This window comes from Shewanella sp. 10N.286.48.B5, from assembly GCF_002874355.2.
Classification (GTDB): domain Bacteria; phylum Pseudomonadota; class Gammaproteobacteria; order Enterobacterales; family Shewanellaceae; genus Shewanella.
Genome location: NZ_MCVG02000002.1, coordinates 53,675 through 74,790 on the forward strand (window position 1 = coordinate 53,675; position 21,116 = coordinate 74,790).

The following is a 21,116-nucleotide window of genomic DNA, read 5'->3' on the forward strand; positions in this document are numbered from 1 at the left end:
AGCATGATGCTAGCTAGGTATTTTTACCTGTGACTCAGTTTGTTGTAATTCAGTTTCTGCCTGCTGCACAATCATCGCAGACTGCTCCATATCCGCATTATAATGCTCAACATCAAGTTCATCTTCAGAGCGAGCAATCATAGTCGTTGCCACTAAGTCTCCTGAAACGTTAACCACTGTTCGCGCCATATCTAATATTCGGTCGATACCGGCAATAATTGCCACACCTTCAAGTGGTAAGCCTACCGTTGTTAACACCAAGGTCAACATCACTAAACCAGCGCCAGGCACACCCGCAGTGCCAATTGAGGCTAAAGTCGCGGTAAGAATAATCGTTATGTATTCAACCCAAGTTAAATCCACCCCAAATGCCTGAGCAACAAATAACGCAGTCACGCCCTGATAAAGCGCTGTGCCATCCATATTAATGGTGGTTCCCAGTGGCAATACAAAGCTTGAAATCTTTTTATTCACACCTAAGTTTTCACTGGCACACTTCATGCTCGCAGGCAGGGTTCCTGCTGAACTTGAAGTGGTAAATGCCACCGCCATCGCATTAGCAATGCCTTTAAAAAACTGCAGCGGATTGAGTTTGCCAAACACAGTTAATACTAAGCTGTAAAAACCAAGAATATGTAATGCACACCCCAAATAAACCGCTACAATGACTTTAATTAGCGGCAACAACATCTCTAAGCCATACTCACCTGCAACCCAAGCCATCAGGCCAAACACGCCATAAGGTGCTAACTTCATCACCATGTCAGTCAGCTTGTACATGGCTTCTGCTAAGCTTTCAAATAGCTTAATCGCAGGCTTGCCACGCTCGCCGATTAACACCAGTGAAATACCTAATGCCACAGCAAATACAATTACCTGCAGAATTTGACCACTGGCTAGTGCCGCGACAGGGTTAGTCGGCACAATATTAATCAAGGTATCCATTAAGCTTGGCGCTTGCTTTACATCGGCTGCAGCTGCAGCCCCTTTAAGACCAAGACCTGCACCAGGCTGCATGATATAACCGACAAGCAGGCCAATACTGATAGCAATCGAAGTGGTACCTAAATAAAAGGCAAAAGACTTAAAGCCAATTCGGCCCATTTTCGCCGTATCCTGCATCGAGGTCACACCAACAATGAGCGAGCAAAATACCAAAGGAATAATTAACATTTTGATGGTATTTACAAACAAAGTACCAATGGGTTTTAAATAGTTGGCATCTTCACCTAGGCTTACCCCAGTAATAATACCTAGCACCATACCTATGAGGATTTGTAACCACAAAGGAACTGACATCCAGCGAGACCAGGCCCGACCAAGAAGTGAAGGAGCATGTTTTGACATGATTTAAAACCCTGTAAAATTGATAGTTGAGTAATTAAGTACGCTGCTTATGATATGACTAACGAATGCACCGCTAAAGGTGGCATATATCACGATAAAAATCGGCGACGCATACTAGCATGACACCTCAACTACATTAGATGATCTAGGTCACCTTATAAGGTCTATACACTATAAATTACAGGGTTTAAGCGCATTAAGCTTCAAAAACAGTTTCAGCCTCATCAGTACCGACCTTTAGAGTATAAAGTGCTGCCGGAGGTCGCTCCCTTTCAATTAAGTAACTCCAGTAATCATCATCAAATCCCGCGAGAAAATTATTGCCCTCGCCACGTGATTTTAAGATTAACCACCACCAGACCATGCCCCAACAGCCAAAGGTGACTATGGTGAGCAAAAAATGCAACAAATGATTAATCGAAGGCTGTGTAAGCGATCTGACTGTAGTAGCATGAGCTAAGTGAATCCTATTAGGGTGGCTAAAATATCGCCTAACCCTAAATTGATAGCGTCGGTAAATCGATGAGCTGACAGCTTTATTAGCCTGAACCGTAGAATTTAATCCTGATTGACATTGAGCATGTGGCTTTGCCATAACTGCCCCCAAAAACAAAACAAGTATAATTATTAAGCATAGCAGCTTAGACTTTAGTCGAATAAAAATTAGCACTATTTTTATATCAAGGAGCCACAATGAAAATAAGAAAAGGCCAACTATCAGATTTATCAGCATTAGTTGAATTTAACCAAGCCATGGCAATGGAAACTGAGCAGCTTCACTTGGATAATGAACAGCTCACTAAAGGGGTGAGCACTATGCTAAGCAGCCCAGAAAAAGGCTTTTATTTAGTGGCTGAGATAGATGGTGACATCGTGGGTTCATTAATGGTCACCCTTGAATGGAGTGATTGGCGCGCAACTAACTATTGCTGGATCCAAAGTGTGTATATACGCCCGCAAAACCGCCGCCAAGGAATATATGGCAAACTTTATCAGCAAGTTAAAGCAATGGCTGAGGACATGGGCGGCGCGGCCAGTTTCAGATTATATGTAGAGCATGATAATCATGCCGCCCAGCAAACCTATAAGGCACTCGGCATGGAGCAAAGCCATTATTTGATGTTTGAACAGCTTCCAGAAGCTCACTAATCAGCGTCAACTATCAAAAAATCTCAATAAAAAAGGCTTTCAAATGAAAGCCTTTTTTATTGAGTTCAAGCTGTTATCTCAAACTAAAAATTAAGCACAAAGGTTAGTCACTTTAATGGCTAAGCCGCCTTGACTGGTTTCACGGTATTTAGAGTGCATGTCTTTGCCAGTCTCATACATAGTCGCGATCACTTTATCTAAGCTTACTCTAGGCTCTGAATTACGACGAAGCGCCATACGTGAGGCATTAATCGCTTTAACCGATGCTATGGCATTACGCTCAATACAAGGCACCTGCACTTGACCTGCGACTGGATCGCAAGTTAAGCCAAGGTTATGCTCCATGCCAATTTCAGCCGCCATACACACTTGTGAAGGTGAGCCGCCCATTAACTCAGCTAAGCCCGCCGCCGCCATAGAACACGCCACACCCACTTCACCCTGACAGCCCACTTCAGCACCAGAGATTGACGCATTACGTTTATAAAGCGAGCCGACTGCCGCTGCTGCTAAAAAATAACGACTGCATTCTTTAGGGCCAACCTTTTGAATAAACTTATTATAGTAAGCTAATACCGCAGGAATAATCCCAGCAGCGCCATTGGTTGGTGACGTCACCACGCGGCCACCAGCAGCATTTTCTTCGCTCACAGCTAAGGCAAATAAGTTAACCCAATCAATTATTTCCATTGGATCATTACTTAAACGCTCACAGCGTAATAACTCACGATGTAACGCTGGCGCTCGACGTGACACTTTTAGCGGCCCCGCTAACACCCCTTCAGTATGACAGCCCTTTTCAATGGCGTTTTGCATGGTTTTCCATACTAAACTAAAGCCAGTGTACATCTCTTCTTCAGTGCGAAAACACAGCTCATTTTGCTTCATCAAACCGCTGATGCTTAAACCTGACTCTTTGCAGTGCGCCATGAGTTCATCAGCAAAATTAAAGTGATAAGGTACTTTTACCCCATTAGAGTGTGTTTGATTAAACTCAGCTTCATCAACAATAAAGCCACCACCGATTGAATAGTAGGTATTTGAGTAAACACGCTCATCACCAATCCAAGCATGCAACTTCATCGCATTTTCATGTAATGGCAGCGTTTCAGGATGAAACACTAATGCATCAGTTGGGAACGCCACATGATGAATCGCATCACCAATGATAATTTCTTCGGTTTTAGCCACTTGAGCAATGAAATGTTCAATAGCTTCAATATCCACAGTTTCAGGCTCATTACCGGCTAAACCCATAATAATAGCGATATCAGTATGATGACCCTTTCCCGTTAGTGAAAGAGAACCATAAACATCCACGGTAAATTTAGTAATTTGTGTTAGCTGTCCTTGTTCAATTAAATCATCAACAAACCGATTAGCCGCTTTCATTGGGCCTACGGTATGCGAGCTTGATGGCCCAATACCAATCTTAAAGATTTCAAATGCACTAAACATAGATGTACCTCAACACTTTTGTATCTAAGCGCGCGGTTTTGGCTATCATGTCAAATCAACATCGATTGTAGTTAATCAGTTGAGTTAACTTAATTCACTTGGACCAAAACAACACACTAAAACAGCAAAGATAAAACAGAAAAGAGGAGCATCAAAGATACTCCTCTACTACAGCAAAACTTGAATTAATTTAGCTCATTAAGCCAAATAGAATCGCTGTCATAGCCAGTAAACCAGCAATAACCACAAACACATTACTAATGCGGCCACGGTAAGCTTTTAGCGCAGGTACTTTATGGACAGCATACATAGGCATTAGATAAAGGATTGCAGCAATAATCGGACCGCCCAACGCTTCAATCATGCCTAAAATGCTTGGGTTAATAACCGCAACAATCCAGATGCTGAAGAACATGAAAGCCAAAATGAATTTATTTAGCTTAGCCTCTGATACTTCTTTATTACTGCTACGTAATTGCTTAGTGATCATGCCTTTTAAACCTTCAGTCGCCCCTAAGTAGTGGCCAAAGAAAGAAGAAATAATCGCAATAAACGCAATAATAGGGCCAAAGTAGCTCACAAAACCACTTGAGTGAACATTGGCTAAGTAAGACAAAATAGCTAAGTTTTCACTCTTTGCTTCAGCAAGTTGCGCTGGGCTTAATGATAAAACACAAGAGAACACGAACAGCATCACGAAGCCTACAAGCATCATTGAGGTGTTACGTAAAATCACATCTGCTTTTTTAGCTGCATTGTTGCCATGCTCACGCTTAAGTGACACAGAGAATTGTGAAATTGCAGGAGAATGGTTAAAAGCAAAGATCAATACTGGAATAGTTAACCAAACAGTACCAAAAAACTCACCTGCCGATGGCACCACTTGCAAAGCATCCATTTTCCAGTCAGGAATTAAGTAAAATGACATAAATGCCAAAATCGCAACCAGTGGGTAGACTAAAAATTGCGTCACTTTCAGCATGAATTTTTCACCCGCAACCATCACTGACATCATGCCAATAATAAGTAATGCCGATAATAAAAAACGTGGCGGTGAGGCAAAGCCAAGCTGGTGAACAATAAAGCTATCAACTGTGTTAGTAATACCAACACCATAGATAAGCACAATAGGAAAAATAGCAAAGAAGTATAACAGCGTGATCGCTTTACCCGCATTAACGCCAAAGTGCTCTTCTACCACTTGAGTAATATCACTACCCGGATTCTTAGAAGAGCACACAAAGCGAGATAAACCGCGATGAGCAAGGTAAGTCATAGGTCCAATAAAAACGGCCATCATGACTAAAGGCCAAAAACCGCCCATACCCGCGTTAATAGGTAAAAACAAAATACCGGCGCCAACAGCGGTGCCAAATAGACTTAACATCCAAGTGGTATCTTGACGACTCCAGCCTTTAACTTGAGTTTGCTCACCTTGAGTTGCTACAGCAACATCCTGCGCACTGATTGAATCTCTTTGCATGGAATAACCTTTGAGGTAACTAATTTGGCGCGGAGAATACAGTGTTCTTATTTGAGAATAGTGACCTAGTTCATTTTTTTGATCCCACACAGCAATAAGAGAGGCGCAATGTGCGCATGATCAAATATTAACTTGGTTACTAATACAGCTTCATTAACAACAATTAATTTAATTGCCAACATTAGATACAAATGATCAACTGCGAATGTACTGCAAAGTCACAAGCCAAAGGGGTTTAAACACTAATAACCTAGTGAATACTTGACTATTTCAATCAAGTAACTCAAGGTTTTTCGATGATAAAATAGCCTTATCACTGTCGAAAGGGAAACGAGAAGGTTAGCTTGAAATAGAAGATTAGCTTGAAAAAGAAAGTTAGCTGGAAATAGATAAGTAAGCTAAAAGCAAAGTTAATATTCACCCAGCAAAGCGTCGAATTTACATTTTTACAGCGGTAAATTCGACTCAACTGAAGTTATATACGATATAACAATATCGCTAGCCCGTTCTTAAACTTAATATGGCGGCGACATCCAGCGCCTTGTCATATTTGACAAACCCAGTCAGTTTTTGATCAATGGCATAAATCGACATACGGTCGGCCAATTCATTGCCTTCAATCCCCACATGAGCGGCAACGTGTTCAATCTCCATATCATCTTTAATGGCATCATAAAGTTCATGAGCCTGCTTAATGACTTCAAGATTGGCGATATCACCGGCAGTCTTGCGTTTCCAGCCTTTTGACTTCCAGCCATAAGCCCAATTAGTGATGCAATTAATCGAATATTGGGAGTCACTGAGTATTTTAACCGTTTGATTAGCCTTAATGGCCTTTTGTGCCACTAATATCGCTTGATAAAGCGCATTCAATTCGGCGCTATTATTGGTGCCATTGGGATTATATAAACCAAACCACAACTCAGCGACTGCACCATTACGGTAAATCGCCATGCCTGAGCCCGCTTTACCAGGGTTGGGCTCACAGCCGCCATCAGTGAATATCATCACCTCATGAGTGGATAAATCAATCTTAGCTTTGCTGGTCGATGTTGTTTTAGTCGCAGTGCTAGCTTTACTTTTCGCGCTAAAAGCCGCTTTACCTATACTTTTACTTGCCGATGCGCCAAATGCCGCTTTAGCCTCTGCTTCAGTCGGGAAAGATTTGTATTTTGCTTGGGGAAATTTATCCACCTGCTTCTTGGTATAATCCCAACTGGTAAAAATGCCGGTCTCACGCCCTGCCCAAACCACATAAAACTTCTTCGCCATAATGACTTCTCTATAAAATCGCTTAAGATACTCAATGCGCACCAGTTTAGCGTATGACGTAGCAAAATCACCAACTGTTCAGTAAAACTTGGATACTAATTTATGCCTCAAGCACCATTAACGATTATTGTCGGCTCAAATAACCCCGTAAAAATCAATGCAGCCAAAGTGGCCATCAGTCAGTATTTTCCTGATCGTAAAATCAATTGCAGCGGCATGCATGCGCCCTCGTTAGTGGCCGATCAACCCATGACAGATGCAGAAACCAAATTAGGGGCCATTAATCGCGCCCAGTTTTGCCAGTCGCAATACCAATCAAATGCCCAAGAGGCTGACTTTTTTATCGCGATGGAAGGCGGTGTTGATAATTTTGACCATGGCCCTGCGACATTTGCTTATATGGCCATCATTCATAACCAACAACTATCAGTTGGTCGCAGCGCGCTACTGCCATTACCCACTCAAGTTTACCAAGCGCTAGAGCAAGGTGAAGAGCTGGGCCATGTTATGGATAAACTCTTTAATACCCACAACATTAAGCAAAAAGGCGGCGCAATTGGATTACTCACTCACGGCTTAGCAACCCGCGAAAGCATTTACACCCAAGCGATTATTTTAGCGATGGCGCCTTTTATGAATGCTGAATTTTTCAACAATTAGTTTGCCCATAGGAATAAGTTACTTTGTTTTATGGATAAAGATTGCTAACTTCGAAGTAACTCGTTTCCATAGGAGAATTAAATGGAATATCAACGCATAGCGCATTCTAGCCTTGATGTTAGCAAGATTTGTCTTGGTACCATGACATGGGGCGAACAAAATACCCAAGCCCAAGCTTTTGCACAAATGGATTACGCCATTGGTCGTGGAATTAACTTTATTGATACCGCTGAAATGTATCCTGTGCCACCCAGTGCTGACACCCAAGGTGAAACTGAGCGCATTATTGGTCACTACCTTAAACAAAGAGGTAATCGCGATAATTTAGTCATTGCATCAAAAGTGTCAGCCGCAGGCCCTAAAAGTGATTTTGTTAGACCAAACATGGCCTTAGATTGGGTCAACATCCACCAAGCAGTTGATGCATCACTTGAACGATTACAGGTTGATACCATCGACTTATATCAGCTGCACTGGCCTGATAGACACTGTAATTACTTCGGTGAGCTACTTTACGACCAACTGGATGATGAACATCAAACCCCTATTTTAGAAACCTTAGAAGCATTAGCTGAAGTCATCCGCCAAGGAAAAGTGCGCTATATCGGCGTGTCCAATGAAACCCCTTGGGGCTTAATGCAATACCTTCGATTAGCTGAAAAGCATGGCTTACCCCGCATCGTCAGTGTGCAAAATCCTTATAGTTTGCTTAATCGCAGCTTTGAGGTGGGCATGTCTGAAATCAGCCACCGTGAAGAATTGCCTTTGCTGGCCTACTCGCCTTTAGCTTTTGGCGCATTAACAGGTAAATATGAAAATAATCAGTGGCCTGAAAACGCTAGATTAACGTTATTTAAGCGCTTTGCCCGCTATAACAGCACAGCAATGGCAATTGAAGCTACTCAAGCTTATGTGGATTTAGCCCGTGAGTTTGGTTTGTCGCCAACCCAAATGGCCTTAGCCTTTGTTAATTCAAGACGCTTTGTCGCTTCAAACATTATTGGCGCTACCAATCTTGAACAGTTAAAAGAAAATATCGATAGCCTTGATGTTAGTTTGTCCGCAGAGCTTATTGGCCGCATCAACGAGCTGTCTAACCTTTATCGCTTGCCTTGCCCATAACAAGTGTGAATAACAGGGGTTAATAAGACCTTTTGCCAATCAGCATATTGATGCTTGCAATAAGCGCTACAATCTATGAAGATCGTAGCGCTTTTCTTATGCTGAAGCGATAACTTCAGCGATTCATCATTAACTTAACGAGCTTTCAATGACAGTGCCTGTGGATACCGTTTTAATTAATAATGCCTTTGATCACCAAGCTATTCGATCTCAGTTTCCAATATTGGATCAACAGCTAGATGATAATCCATTGTGTTATTTAGATACGGCAGCCACCAGCCAAAAGCCTGTTAGTGTCATTGAGGCAATGACTCAGTATTATCAGCATGATAACGCTAATGTGCATCGCGCCGCCCATCAGTTATCAGCCAGAGCCACAGCCAACTATGAACACGTTCGTCATCAAGTTAAGCAATTTATTAATGCTAGCCAAACTGAAGAAGTTATTTTCACTCACGGCACCACTGAATCGATCAACATGGTCGCTGCAGGCTTAAGCAAACAGCTTAAAGCTAATGATATTATTTTAGTTGATAGCGCCGCCCATCACGCCAACTTAGTACCATGGCAACAATTGGCCAAAAATACCGGCGCTGTGGTTAAACCCATTCCACTGAATGAGCATTTATCCATTGATATCAATGCCTATTCAGCACTGCTTAGTTTAAAACCTAAGCTTGTGGCCATAAGCCATGTGACCAATGCGCTGGGGTCGGTAAATGATGTCAGCCAATTAGTTGAGCTTGCCCAGCAAGTAGGTGCACTCACTCTTGTTGATGGCGCTCAGGCCATCGCCCATATCGATGTCGATGTACAACAAATTAACTGCGACTTTTATGTGTTTTCAGGCCATAAAATGTATGGCCCCACTGGCGTTGGGATCTTATACGGTCGTTATGCCGAGCTCGATAAGCTTGAACCGCTGCTAACAGGCGGCGAAATGATAAAGTCGGTGAGTTTTGAAGCTACCACCTTTGGGGAACTGCCCAATAAATTAGAAGCGGGCACCCCAGCGATTTCAGCGGTTATCGGTTTAGGCGCAGCAATTAGTTTTATCAATGGACTGCCAAAAGCTGAGTTACTGGCCCATGAGCAAAGCTTACTGAACTATTTGCAAAATGAACTCAGAAACTTAGGCGATATAACCCTTATTGGTGCAACGCCGCATAATATTGGCGTGGTTGCGTTTAACTTGGCACAAGAGCATCATCAAGATGTTGGGATACTACTTGATCAACAAGGCATAGCCGTTCGTTGTGGCCACCACTGCGCCATGCCATTAATGCAGCAGTTAAACATTAAAGGTTGTTGCCGAGCATCCATTGGCCTCTATACTAATAAGCAAGACATTGACCTGTTTATCGCGGCGCTGGGTAATGTTAAAGATCTACTGTTATAACCTTAAGTTATAGCCTGATGTTTTAGCCAGGCTTTTTAACCTTAGCTTTATAGCTGCAAATACTCTCCACCACCTGATAGTAAATTGAGAAAATGACTAACCAATTACCACAACCCCAAGAGCACTGTTTTAAACCGCTAGATAATAAGGTCGCACAAGCCGTCAGCGCGATTGAGTCAGCAAGCAACTGGCAAGATAAATACCGTCAAATCATGCTGGTTGGTAAAGCCCTACCGACACTTGATGATGCCTTTAAGCTAGAGTCAGCCCAAGTAAAAGGCTGCGAAAGCCAAGCGTGGCTTTACCATAAAGCGATTGATGGCAAACATTTTTTTTGTGCCGACAGTGATTCACGTATAGTTAAGGGTCTAATTGCTATACTGTTATATGCAACTCATACAAAAACCAGTGCCGCCATTAGTGCATTTGACTTAACTGAGTATTTTGAACAATTAGGACTTAGCGGCCAATTAAGCCCCTCTCGTACCAATGGGCTTACCGCACTCGCCAATGCTATTAAGCAATACGCCGCAAACTAATCAATAATGATTACGAGCGTTAAAAGGAATAACAATGTCTGAAAGCGCTTGTAACCAAAACAGAAGAACCCTACTTAAAGGGATCGCTGCAACCAGCTTACTTTGCCCGCTGTATAGCACTTCTGTGTTTGCCGCCTCCAAAAAGCGCCTCTATATTGATGGTTTATCATTTCTGCCCGAAAACCTAGCAGATGTTCGCGAATCAAAACTTGATGCTTACATCTGTGATATCTCCGCTATCGAAACTATTACACAGCCCGATGGCACCACCAATTACAAACGCACCTACCAAGCCTGTATTGAAAGTATAAAACAAGCTAAAAAAGTGGTCGATGATAACCCTTCAGTTTTATTACAAGGGCTAACAGGCAACGACATTGCCAAAGCCAGAAATGAGCAGCGCACCGCGGTGTACTTTCAAATCCAAGGCGCTGACTGTGTTGAAGCCGATGCCGATAACGCTAACAGTGGCGATAAGCCTTGGCCACAACTAGACCAATTTCACAAACATGGTTTACGGGTGCTGCAATTAACCCACCACTACGGCAACCGCTTTGCCGGTGGCGCATTAGACAATGATGGCTTTCAAAGCCTCAATAAGCCACTGACCGCTGATGGTAAGGCATTAATCGCCGAGCTTAATCGTCACAATATTCTTATCGATGTCAGTCACTCAAGTCCGCAAACCGCACTGGATACCGCTAAAGTCTCCACTAAACCCATAGTGCAAAGCCATGGCGCTGTGCGCTCCATCGTCAATAATGCTCGCTGCTCACCCGATGAAGTGATCCGCGCTATTGCCGACACTGGCGGTGTGTTTGGTATTTTCATGATGAGCTTTTGGCTCACCAATAAGCCTGTGCCGACCATTGATGATTATATTCGTCAACTTGATAGAGTCGCTAGACTGGGCGGCATGGATGCAGTAGCCATTGCCAATGATTTCCCACTGCGGGGCCAAGAAAACTTACTGGCGTTAAATAACAATAACGCCGAAGGGGTAAAACAATACCTGGGTTGGTGGCAAAGTCTTGCTGATAAAAATGTATTAGGCTTTGACCATACCCCTGAGCATGTGGTTATCCCAGAACTTAACCATATCGACAGAATGAGCCGTATTGACGATGCACTGGCCAAAGCACGTTATAAGTCGAGCGATAGAGACCGCTTTTTAGGTGGTAACTGGCAAAGAGTGCTTAAACAAGTGTTGGTTTAATTTACATCGGATTTAGACCTACATCCTTTATTTCCAAACTCCGTTTGGATTAACATTGTGGCGCTTCGTTCACACCTGATTTATTTTTTTAAATATTTCCAAACTCCGTTTGGATTAACGTCGTGGCGCTTCGCCCACACCAGAGTCAAGGGGGAAAGCGCTTGTCCCCCTTAACAAACCCTCAGCGCCCCTAACGAAAAATGCTGAAAAGCGCATAGTTTTCGATGGGGATTGATCCGGCTTTTAACTTCGTTTGTAGACTGCTTCGGTCTTATTCGAAAATGCTAACGCTTCCGATGGTGCATCCCTGCACCGCGAAAGCTATGCTCACATCCATGTGAGCATCACGCTATTTTCTTCAACGTCCTCAATTCAAATTGAGTCTTTTGGATTTTTAGCTTTATATCTTTTTAATCTTTTTAATCTTTTACTTGGCACGAATACAGTCAAATCGAAGAAGCAATAATCCCAGTGTAAGTGTAGATGCAGCAGCGAACTTCTGACTGCCAAGGATGGCGGGAATGTCATTATTTATCGGGAACAAATATGACCAAAACATGGCGAAGTTTCACAGTGTGAAACGCTCTGAGCGAGAGGCATGGATGCCGAACTGGCCGTTTAACATGGATGTTATTTGTTTTCGCAAAGCCCACATGGATGCGTTTGCGGCGTGTCTTGGATATATCAAAATCAATGTTAGCTTTGTGTGATAAAAACAACGACAGAATTGCATATTATAGAAATTAATTATGCAGAAAATAGAATTTAAAAACGTCAACAGTAAAAATACAAAAAGCTTAGTTCTTATTGTATTTCTGGCGAGTAGTTCACAATTACCCCTGTTATAAAAGTTATTATTAATAATAAAAACTCTTCTTCATTAAAATATATAATAGTTAAACATATACTAATTAATGAATATCTAAATTGACCTGTAATATAACTTTAGAATAAATATGACTTCAATCTCAAATCCGAATAATAAAAGTAGTAGTAAAGTTTACATCCCTTCATGACAATGTAATCTATAAATCTAATTTTTAGATTACTAAATTATGAAAAAAATAATTTTTAACATTTCTATCTTTCTATTTACTTATATCATTATAAATTCAGTTGCATCTGCCCAGGATATGAAAAGCCTTCGGGGAGAGACTATGGGTAATAAATATAAAGTTACTTGGTTAGAAACTAAAATATCTGCAAAAAGAATGGCTGATATTAGAAGTCAAATAGAACAACGTCTAGATGATGTGAATCAATCAATGTCAACTTGGCGTAAAGACTCTGAAATCAATAAAATAAACAACTCACCTAAAGCTACACCCATACGCATTAGTTATGACATGAATCACGTCATAACTAATGCTATTCATGTTGCTCAACTCACTAATAATGCACTGGATATCACAGTTGGGCCTTTAGTTAATTTATGGGGGTTTGGCCCTGATGGCCAAGTCACTGACTTACCATCAGAACAAGCAATCGAAGCAGCCATAAAATCCACCGGAATTAGCAATATAACCCTTAAGAATCAGTATCTCACAAAAAACGCGGCCAATCTAAAAATTGACCTTTCAGCTATAGCAAAAGGTTACGGTGTCGATGTCGTAGCTGACGTATTGGAACGCAATGATATTCATGACTATCTAGTTGATATTGGCGGGGAGTTAAGAATTAAGGGATTAAATGCTAGCCAACAGGCTTGGAAGGTGGGAGTTGATAAACCCTTTGCTTATTCAACAGGACAAATGGAAATTATCACCCCTGGGGACTCCGCCGTCGCGACATCGGGGAACTACCGTAAATATTTCGAAAAAAATGGCCACTACTACTCGCATTTAATTGACCCTAGAACAGGAAAACCCGTATCTCATACCGTTGTTTCAGTCACGGTAATTGAAAAAAATTCTATGACAGCTGATGCATTGGCTACCGCCTTTATGGTGCTCACTGTTGAGGAATCATTGGCTGTTGCCAATGAACACAATATCCCAATCATGATCATTGAGGATAAGTTTGGAGAGTTGATTACTCACCATTCAGAAAGCTTTGAAAAATATATTAAAGAATAGTTTTAAACTATTAACAGGAAAAATGATGAAGAATAAATTTAAACTAAGTGTATTATGTATTGCTGTATTAGGTATGACTGCCTGTAGTGATGATGATAAAGATACATCTGGGCTTGAAAGCCAAATAAAACAGCTTGAACAACAAAATGCTGAATTAAACTCTCAAAATACAGAATTAAGTTCAAAAAATGAATCATTAGCAGAAGACAATGCTAATTTAACAACTAAAACTGAAGAACTTCAGGATAAAGCAGTAGGCTACATTTCTACTTTCAACCAACAATGCGCTGAAGAAGGCGTAATGTTTGATTATATTGACCCGAATGCGCCAGCAGAAGAAGCTCCGCAAATGTCCGCCTTTGCTTCAGCGATGGCAGCTAATGAGTGTTCTAGTTGCCACACTTACGACAATGATGATCCCGTTGAGATTCCTCATGGAAATTTTGGAAGTTGTAGTAATTGTCATGATGGCCACAATGAAACACCACCTGTTGATCCGGGTAATCCACAGGATCCAACGTTCCCACAACCTGAACCAGACGACAGTCTCGTTGATGGAAAAACTGGGGCATCGGGTTCTTTCTACTACGGCAGCTCTTCATTCCTAAACGCTGACTATTTAGCACAAAGACTCAATGGTAGTATTTACAACTACGAGTGGGTAGAAGCCACAGAAAGTGGTGAAAATACCGCTAAGACATTGAAAACAGCTTGTGGTTTAGAAAATCGTGAATTTATTAAAGACATGTACCCTAACGACGGTAAAGAGTACAAACTAAACGGCTTTAATAACCAAATGGGTTCTAAATTAATTTCCACTGTTAGTAAATTTACTGATGAAGAAACAACTGAAGAAGTTGAATTGCCTAATGTTGCTATTTTCGGCTACGGCATGAAACTAGAAGATAATGGTAACTATTACGCCTCGATGAATATTGGTAAGAATAACACTTGTTATAATGCAGTTATGCATGGTGACGTTCGATTGGCATATTACGAATACTCACCAATGCTATCAAGTAAGCCTGATCGTAATATGGGTGCTCGAATTTTAGGTACTATTGATTACGAGCGTACAGCACTAAAAGGATTTGACTGGGTTACTGAAGTTCCAGGACTTGGTGCTGGAGAAGACTTTACTCCATCGGATGTTGACTGGACAAACGTTGGTTCTTGTTCATTAGTGATTAAAGTTGAAGGTATTATTCCTCTAGGATAATTCACACATTGCGATATAAAAAAGCTGAAACCTAGGTTTCAGCTTTTTTTATTTTTGAAAACTTACTTTTAGTAGCTCATTTTTAGTTAGCTTGTTTATCTTTAATTAACGCCAAGCCTTTCAAACTAAACACTAGCCACCAAAGTCATCTAGCAAGATATTTTCTTCTTCAACACCTAAGCTTTCTAGCATGCTGATCACAGAGGAGTTCATGATTGGAGGGCCACACATGTAGAACTCACAATCTTCTGGCGCTTTGTGATTCTTAAGATAGTTTTCCAATAATACCGTATGAATAAAGCCGGTATAGCCGGTCCAGTTATCTTCAGCTAAAGGCTCTGACAAAGCTACATGCCATTCAAAGTTGTCATTTTCAGCGGCTAAGGTATCAAAATCATCTTGATAAAAAATCTCTCGCGCTGAACGCGCTCCATACCAAAATGACATTTTACGTTTTGTTTGCTTACTCTTAAGTTGATCAAAAATATGCGAACGCATCGGCGCCATACCTGCGCCACCACCAACAAACACCATTTCAGCGTCTGTTTCTTTGACAAAAAACTCACCGAAGGGCCCTGAAATAGTCACCTTATCGCCAGTCTTTAGATTAAAGATATATGACGACATTTGCCCTGGTGGTAAATCATTGCTTGGCGGCGTAGCAATACGCACATTCAGCATGATGGTGCCTTTTTCATCAGGGTAGTTCGCCATTGAATAAGCACGTAATACATCTTCATCAACGGTTGAAACTAGGCTAAATAAGTCGTACTTATCCCAGTCATCACGATATTGCTCAGGAATATCAAAATCAGCGTATTTCACCTCATGGGCAGGGGCTTCAATTTGAATATAACCACCGGCTTTGAAATGAACATCCTCCCCTTCAGGGACTTTCAGCAGCAGCTCTTTAATAAAGGTCGCTTGGTTGTCATTAGAAACTACCTCACATTGCCACTTTTTAACCCCAAAGATCTCTTCATCCACTTCTAGTTCCATGTCGGTTCGCACCGCAACCTGACACGCTAACCGGCAGCCTTCTTTGGCTTCTTTTTTGGTGATGTGGTCAAGCTCTGTGGCTAAGATATCACCGCCACCTGATTTCACTGTGACCCGACATTGGCCACAGGTGCCGCCACCGCCACAGGCCGATGGAATAAAAATACTGTTGCTCGCCAGTGCGCCAAGCAGTTTATCACCAGCAGGTGTGCACACACTTTTGTCTGCATCACCATTAATGCCGATGGTGACATCACCCGTACCCACCAATTTGCTTTTGGCGAATAAAATTATCATTACCAGCAAACTTACCACTATGGTAAACATGCCTATGCCAATTGCCATTTCCATTAAATGCACCTTCTCAACAGTTGCTGATAACAAGCAGTCTCATGGGTCAGTTTTACCAAAACCACTGATTCAAGCATGAGTGAGTCATCTATAAGCGAATTCAAATTTGTTTGCATTTTCACGCCTTACAAAGTGATGCCAGCAAATGACATAAAACCTAATGCCATTAAACCTGTAGTAATAAAGGTAATGCCAATTCCTTGCAGCCCTAGTGGGATAGCATGAAATTTCATCCGTTCACGCAGCCCGGCGAGTAAGACAATGGCCATCGCCCAGCCCACTGCACTACCTGCTGCAAACACCACAGATTCGCCTAAGTTATAATCACGGTTGGCCATGAAAATAACCCCAGCAAAAATGGCACAGTTCACCGTTAGTAGCGGTAAGAAAATACCTAAAGATTGATACAGAGTTGGAATGTATCTTTCTAAAAACATCTCCAAAATCTGCACTAAAGCGGCAATCACCCCAATAAAGGTAATTAACTGTAAGTAGCTTAAGTTAAGCTCAGGGAAGCCTGCCCATGCCAGTGCACCTGGCGCAAGGATATTCACGTAAATCAGCTGATTTACCGGTACGGCTAATACCATCACCACAATCACTGCAATGCCCAAACCAAATGAGGTTGAGACCTTTTTAGACACCGCGAGGAAGGTACACATGCCTAAGAAAAAAGACAGTGCCATGTTGTCGATAAAGGCCGCTTGAATAAATAAATTAATATAGTGTTCCATTGCCATTATCCTCTCTTACGCTGCACAACATTGATCGCCCAAATCATCACGCCGATCAAAAAGAATGCGCTTGGTGGCAAGGTGAACATTTCATTGGCAAGATACCAACCACCGTTTTCGATAGTGGTAAATATCTCTTTGCCAAATAAGGTTCCGCGTCCTAGTAGCTCACGCACAAAGGCGACACTTAATAAAATCACCCCGTAGCCCATGGCATTACCTAGCGCATCAACAAATGCCAAATGCGGTGGGTATTTCATCGCAAAGGCTTCTGCGCGGCCCATGATGATACAGTTGGTAATAATCAAACTGACAAATACAGATAACTGCTTTGAAAGCTCATAAGCCACGTCCTGCAACACCATATCAACGATAATTACCAAAGAGGCAATCACGGTCATTTGCGCAATAATACGCACGCTGCTAGGGATAAAATTGCGAATGCTCGAAATGATCACATTGGAGCACACTAAAACAAAGGTCACCGCCAGTGTCATTACCAATGCGGTTTGCATTGAATTACTCACAGCCAGTGCAGAGCAGACCCCTAGCACTTGCATCGCCACTGGGTTATTGGCAAAAATCGGTGAGGTCAGAATTTGTTTAGTTGAGATAGTCGTACTCATTATTTCGCCTCCGTAGTGGCAAACTGGTTAAGAAAGGTTTGATAACCTTCTACACCAAACCAAAATTCAACCGCACGTTGAATGCCCATGCCCGTTCGGGTTGCGCCACTAACGCCATCAACACCGTGAATATCGCCAGCTTTAGCACCGCCTTTGATAACCTTGATGGAAATTTTTCCTTTATCATCAAATAGCTGCTTACCTTTCCATAAGTCAGTCCACTGGGGATCTGTTACAAAATCAGCAATACCAGGGGTTTCACCGTGTTCGTAGAAAATAATATTCTCAACGGTATTTAAATCAGGCTTAAGGGCTAAATAACCATAAATCATCGACCACAGTCCTTTACCATAAATGGGCATCACCACACTGGATAATTGACCATTAGCGTCAAAGACTTCAAATACGCGGATATTATCCGCACGGCTTTTAATTTTGGCGGTATCTTTTTTAGGTTTTGATGATGTATCTGGGTTTATCGCTGCCATACGCTCATCAAAATCAAGTAGATTGTCATGATCAACAAACTCACCCGACTCTAGATTGACCATTTTAGGGCTTACTCTTTGTTCAAATAATTCCCTAAAATCGCCGCTGCTGATATCAATATTGGCGGCCCGTAATACAAACTGCTGCACTTCATCACGCTTTTTAACCAGCTTACGTTCTTTTAAAATTTCAGCGGTACCGGTGATCATAAACGAACAGACCAAACTCAGGCTGATGATAAAAATCATCGTGCCAGCTATGCTATCTTTCTTAAAGGCCATGGCGTTTTAGTCTCCGTTTAATGTTGGCACGAGCCACCAGATAATCGAATAATGGCGCCCATAGATTTGCGAACAATATCGCCAACATGATCCCTTCAGGCAATTTCACATTCAACACTCGAATGAGTATGGTCATAAAGCCAATTAACGCGCCATAGGCGTATCGACCACTGCGGGTATATGAGGCGGTCACAGGATCGGTTGCCATAAACATCATCCCCAGTGCAAAACCACCGGTAACTAAATGCCATGTCCACGGCATAGAAGCCATAGAGCTTTTCGCAGGTCCAACTAAGTTAAACAATATTGCTGTAGCGATCATGCCGAACATAACCCCAGCAACCACTCGCCAATCTGCCACTCGAGTTAGCAGCAATACACCGCCGCCAATCAAAATAGCTAAGGTGCTGGTTTCACCAATAGAGCCTGGAGTGAAGCCTAAAAATGCATCCATCCATGCAGGATCTGATAAGGCGCTAATCCAGCTAACATCGGCAAACATATTCGCGCGACTGGCTGCAGCTTGGGTTAAGGTGGTGGCACCTGAAAAACCATCAGCAGCAACAAATTGGCTTAAGGCTGCGACTTCTGTGGGGTAGGCAAAATAGATAAAGGCATAACCGGCTAACGCTGGGTTTAAAAAGTTATAACCCATGCCGCCAAACATTTCTTTGGCTACGATAACCCCAAAGGTCACTCCTACAGCAATAATCCATAAGGGTGTCGATACCGGCACTATGATAGAAAACAGTAATGCTGTAATAAAGAAGCCTTCATGTAATTCTTGGCGCCGCACTTTGGCAAAAACCACTTCCCACACTAAACAGACAAACAAGGTCATTAGGTAAATTGGCACATAATAACTCGCACCATAAGCCATTAAGCTGACAAAACCTGATTGTTCGGTTAACTGGCCAAACAGCATTGAAAACAAGCCAGCCTGCCAAGCCTCAGGTTGAGTTGCCCCAGCCATGATGGCAATTTGCGCTTGTAAGCCTAGGTTGTACATCCCAAAAAATATGGCGGGCAGTAAACACATACCCACAATATGCATGGTACGTTTTACATCAATGGCATCACGAACATGCACTTTACCTTTGGTACTGCGGCCACGAGCAATCCACAAGGATCGCAAGTAACTTTTCATCGAGTCGCCATGAGCATAATAGCGATCTTGATGATCCGGTTTCTTTTGTTGCTGACTCATTAACCTTCCCTCTCGATGATATCTAGGCAAGCACGTAACTCTTTACCAAAGTCATACTTTCCGGGACAAACAAAGGTACAAAGTGCTAAATCTTCTTCGTCTAATTCTAAAGCGCCTAATAGCTGTGCTTCATCGGTATCTCGCACCACCAGATCTCTCACCAACAAGGTCGGTAAAATATCCAAAGGCATAACGCGGGCAAGCTGACCAAAAGCCATCATCGCACGAGGAGAGCCACCTGCATGGGTGGTAAAATCAAACAGTTTTTTAGTACGGCTAAAACCTGACATCATGATACCTGTCAGTGAGAACTTTTCTTTATTACGGCGCACCCAAGGTAATAACTCGTGACGGGCGTTTTCAGTTAGTACACAAACTTGATTATGATAACGACCTAAATAGTTATAAACCCCAACTGCGGTATGGCCACAAAGTACGGAGCCCGATACCACCCGTGAGTGAATATCTTCAATTTCATTTTCGACTAGCTCACCCAAGTCTGCCCCTAATTGGGTCCGCAGTAACCTTGGTTTTAACACATTGGGTCCAGCAAATGACACCACTCGCTCATTAAATAGCTCACCGGTTTGAAACAGCTTGCCAACGGCAATCACATCTTGATAGCCAATATGCCAAACTACCCGCTCAACACTTACTGGATGCAGCAGATGGATATGAGTACCCACCAGCCCAGCGGGATGAACGCCGCCAAATTGATATGACTCAACTTGAGCTAAATCATGGCCGGGTAACGCCTCACCTTGATCATGACACAGCATCACTTTACCATCGGTTAACCGGGTTAGTGCCTGCATTCCCACAGCAAATGCTTGTGGCTGCTCAGCGATAATCACGCGAGGATCGGCCGCTAACGGATTACTGTCCATGGCGGTCACAAAGATTGCCGATGGCCTAGTATCTAACGCGGGAATTTTTGAGAAAGGGCGGGTTCTTAATGCCGTCCATAACCCACTGTTAACCAGATTGGTTTGCACCGCTTCGCGGGATAATGCCAAAACATCATCGCTAGTAGCAAAACTCACGGCTTCATCGCCTTCGCAACGGATCACCACTGATAATAGCACCCGTTTTTCGCCCCTGTTTATGGCAATCACTTCGCCACTCGCAGGGGCAGTAAAGGTCACTCCGGCAATCTTTTTATCTTGAAAAAGCGCTTGGCCTTTTTTAACGATATCACCTTCTTCAACCAACATAGTCGGCTTTAAACCAACATACTCTTCGCCTAATATGGCAACTCTGGTTGGCTTTGCTGTGACGTCGATTATTTGTTGCGGCTCACCCGCGATAGGCACATCGAGGCCCCGTTTAATTGTTATAACCTGATTTGAGGATCCAGCCATTACTTGTAACCTTTAAAATTCAGATACCACATAATAAATAGATTTGTGACCTAAATCCGCCATTGAGGTCACACCTTTTAAATAAATTGTGAAATAAATGTACTAATAACACCTAAATTCGACCAAAAA

General features: G+C 42.4%; 19 protein-coding genes. 8 read left to right on the forward strand and 11 right to left on the reverse strand.

Annotation, left to right across the window (positions count from 1 at the left end; translation table 11 throughout):
* Nucleotides 1-9 precede the first annotated feature (9 nt).
* Complete coding sequence (locus BCU57_RS15185) at nt 10-1,347, reverse strand: dicarboxylate/amino acid:cation symporter (RefSeq protein WP_102439714.1); 1,338 nt, start codon at nt 1,345-1,347, stop codon at nt 10-12.
* A gap of 196 nt (nt 1,348-1,543) precedes the next feature.
* Nucleotides 1,544-1,942: a hypothetical protein gene (locus tag BCU57_RS15190; protein ID WP_133126408.1), complete on the reverse strand. Its 399-nt coding sequence runs from the start codon at nt 1,940-1,942 to the stop codon at nt 1,544-1,546.
* A 98-nt stretch (nt 1,943-2,040) separates the two neighbouring features.
* Between BCU57_RS15190 and BCU57_RS15195 the strand changes: the two genes are divergently transcribed.
* A complete protein-coding gene (locus BCU57_RS15195; RefSeq protein WP_102439716.1) occupies nt 2,041-2,496 on the forward strand; it encodes a GNAT family N-acetyltransferase in 456 nt (151 codons plus the stop codon).
* A 90-nt stretch (nt 2,497-2,586) separates the two neighbouring features.
* Here BCU57_RS15195 and BCU57_RS15200 read toward each other — a convergent pair whose 3' ends face one another.
* The 3 genes from BCU57_RS15200 to BCU57_RS15210 all read right to left on the reverse strand — a co-directional run bounded on the left by BCU57_RS15200 (nt 2,587) and on the right by BCU57_RS15210 (nt 6,709).
* Nucleotides 2,587-3,954: an L-serine ammonia-lyase gene (locus BCU57_RS15200; RefSeq protein ID WP_102439717.1), complete on the reverse strand. Its 1,368-nt coding sequence runs from the start codon at nt 3,952-3,954 to the stop codon at nt 2,587-2,589.
* A gap of 190 nt (nt 3,955-4,144) precedes the next feature.
* Complete coding sequence (locus BCU57_RS15205; protein WP_102439718.1) at nt 4,145-5,437, reverse strand: serine/threonine transporter; 1,293 nt, start codon at nt 5,435-5,437, stop codon at nt 4,145-4,147.
* A 498-nt stretch (nt 5,438-5,935) separates the two neighbouring features.
* Nucleotides 5,936-6,709 carry a ribonuclease H family protein gene (locus BCU57_RS15210; protein WP_102439719.1) on the reverse strand — a complete coding sequence of 258 codons (774 nt, stop codon included), beginning with the start codon at nt 6,707-6,709 and terminating at the stop codon, nt 5,936-5,938.
* Between the two features lie 102 nt (nt 6,710-6,811).
* Between BCU57_RS15210 and yjjX the strand changes: the two genes are divergently transcribed.
* The 7 genes from yjjX to BCU57_RS15245 all read left to right on the forward strand — a co-directional run bounded on the left by yjjX (nt 6,812) and on the right by BCU57_RS15245 (nt 14,939).
* A complete protein-coding gene (gene yjjX / locus BCU57_RS15215) occupies nt 6,812-7,369 on the forward strand; it encodes an inosine/xanthosine triphosphatase (RefSeq protein WP_102439720.1) in 558 nt (185 codons plus the stop codon).
* Nucleotides 7,370-7,450: 81 nt separating this feature from the next.
* Entirely contained in the window at nt 7,451-8,491 is a 1,041-nt protein-coding gene (locus BCU57_RS15220) for an NADP(H)-dependent aldo-keto reductase (protein WP_102439721.1), read from the forward strand.
* A 148-nt stretch (nt 8,492-8,639) separates the two neighbouring features.
* Nucleotides 8,640-9,890, forward strand: coding sequence for a cysteine desulfurase (locus BCU57_RS15225; protein ID WP_102439722.1), 1,251 nt, complete (start codon nt 8,640-8,642; stop codon nt 9,888-9,890).
* A 92-nt stretch (nt 9,891-9,982) separates the two neighbouring features.
* Nucleotides 9,983-10,429 carry a SufE family protein gene (locus BCU57_RS15230; RefSeq protein ID WP_102439723.1) on the forward strand — a complete coding sequence of 149 codons (447 nt, stop codon included), beginning with the start codon at nt 9,983-9,985 and terminating at the stop codon, nt 10,427-10,429.
* Nucleotides 10,430-10,463: 34 nt separating this feature from the next.
* Nucleotides 10,464-11,645 (forward strand): membrane dipeptidase, encoded by a 1,182-nt coding sequence (locus tag BCU57_RS15235; protein WP_102439724.1) that lies wholly within the window; start codon nt 10,464-10,466, stop codon nt 11,643-11,645.
* A 1,055-nt stretch (nt 11,646-12,700) separates the two neighbouring features.
* Nucleotides 12,701-13,720 carry an FAD:protein FMN transferase gene (locus tag BCU57_RS15240; RefSeq protein ID WP_413211459.1) on the forward strand — a complete coding sequence of 340 codons (1,020 nt, stop codon included), beginning with the start codon at nt 12,701-12,703 and terminating at the stop codon, nt 13,718-13,720.
* Nucleotides 13,721-13,742: 22 nt separating this feature from the next.
* A complete protein-coding gene (locus BCU57_RS15245; RefSeq protein ID WP_133149372.1) occupies nt 13,743-14,939 on the forward strand; it encodes a hypothetical protein in 1,197 nt (398 codons plus the stop codon).
* 132 nt (nt 14,940-15,071) lie between these two features.
* Here BCU57_RS15245 and nqrF read toward each other — a convergent pair whose 3' ends face one another.
* From nqrF to BCU57_RS15275, 6 genes are all read right to left on the reverse strand, one after another.
* Nucleotides 15,072-16,289 carry an NADH:ubiquinone reductase (Na(+)-transporting) subunit F gene (nqrF, locus tag BCU57_RS15250; protein ID WP_102438461.1) on the reverse strand — a complete coding sequence of 406 codons (1,218 nt, stop codon included), beginning with the start codon at nt 16,287-16,289 and terminating at the stop codon, nt 15,072-15,074.
* Nucleotides 16,290-16,414: 125 nt separating this feature from the next.
* Nucleotides 16,415-17,023 carry an NADH:ubiquinone reductase (Na(+)-transporting) subunit E gene (gene nqrE, locus BCU57_RS15255; protein ID WP_076540866.1) on the reverse strand — a complete coding sequence of 203 codons (609 nt, stop codon included), beginning with the start codon at nt 17,021-17,023 and terminating at the stop codon, nt 16,415-16,417.
* A 5-nt stretch (nt 17,024-17,028) separates the two neighbouring features.
* Nucleotides 17,029-17,649, reverse strand: coding sequence for an NADH:ubiquinone reductase (Na(+)-transporting) subunit D (locus tag BCU57_RS15260; RefSeq protein ID WP_076540771.1), 621 nt, complete (start codon nt 17,647-17,649; stop codon nt 17,029-17,031).
* Nucleotides 17,649-18,419 (reverse strand): Na(+)-translocating NADH-quinone reductase subunit C, encoded by a 771-nt coding sequence (locus BCU57_RS15265; RefSeq protein WP_102438459.1) that lies wholly within the window; start codon nt 18,417-18,419, stop codon nt 17,649-17,651. The genes BCU57_RS15260 and BCU57_RS15265 overlap by 1 nt, the downstream gene beginning before the upstream one ends.
* Nucleotides 18,409-19,626 (reverse strand): NADH:ubiquinone reductase (Na(+)-transporting) subunit B, encoded by a 1,218-nt coding sequence (locus BCU57_RS15270; protein WP_102438457.1) that lies wholly within the window; start codon nt 19,624-19,626, stop codon nt 18,409-18,411. The genes BCU57_RS15265 and BCU57_RS15270 overlap by 11 nt, the downstream gene beginning before the upstream one ends.
* Nucleotides 19,626-20,987, reverse strand: a complete 1,362-nt coding sequence (locus BCU57_RS15275) for a Na(+)-translocating NADH-quinone reductase subunit A (RefSeq protein WP_102438455.1) — start codon at nt 20,985-20,987, stop codon at nt 19,626-19,628. The genes BCU57_RS15270 and BCU57_RS15275 overlap by 1 nt, the downstream gene beginning before the upstream one ends.
* Between the last annotated feature and the right edge of the window lie 129 nt (nt 20,988-21,116).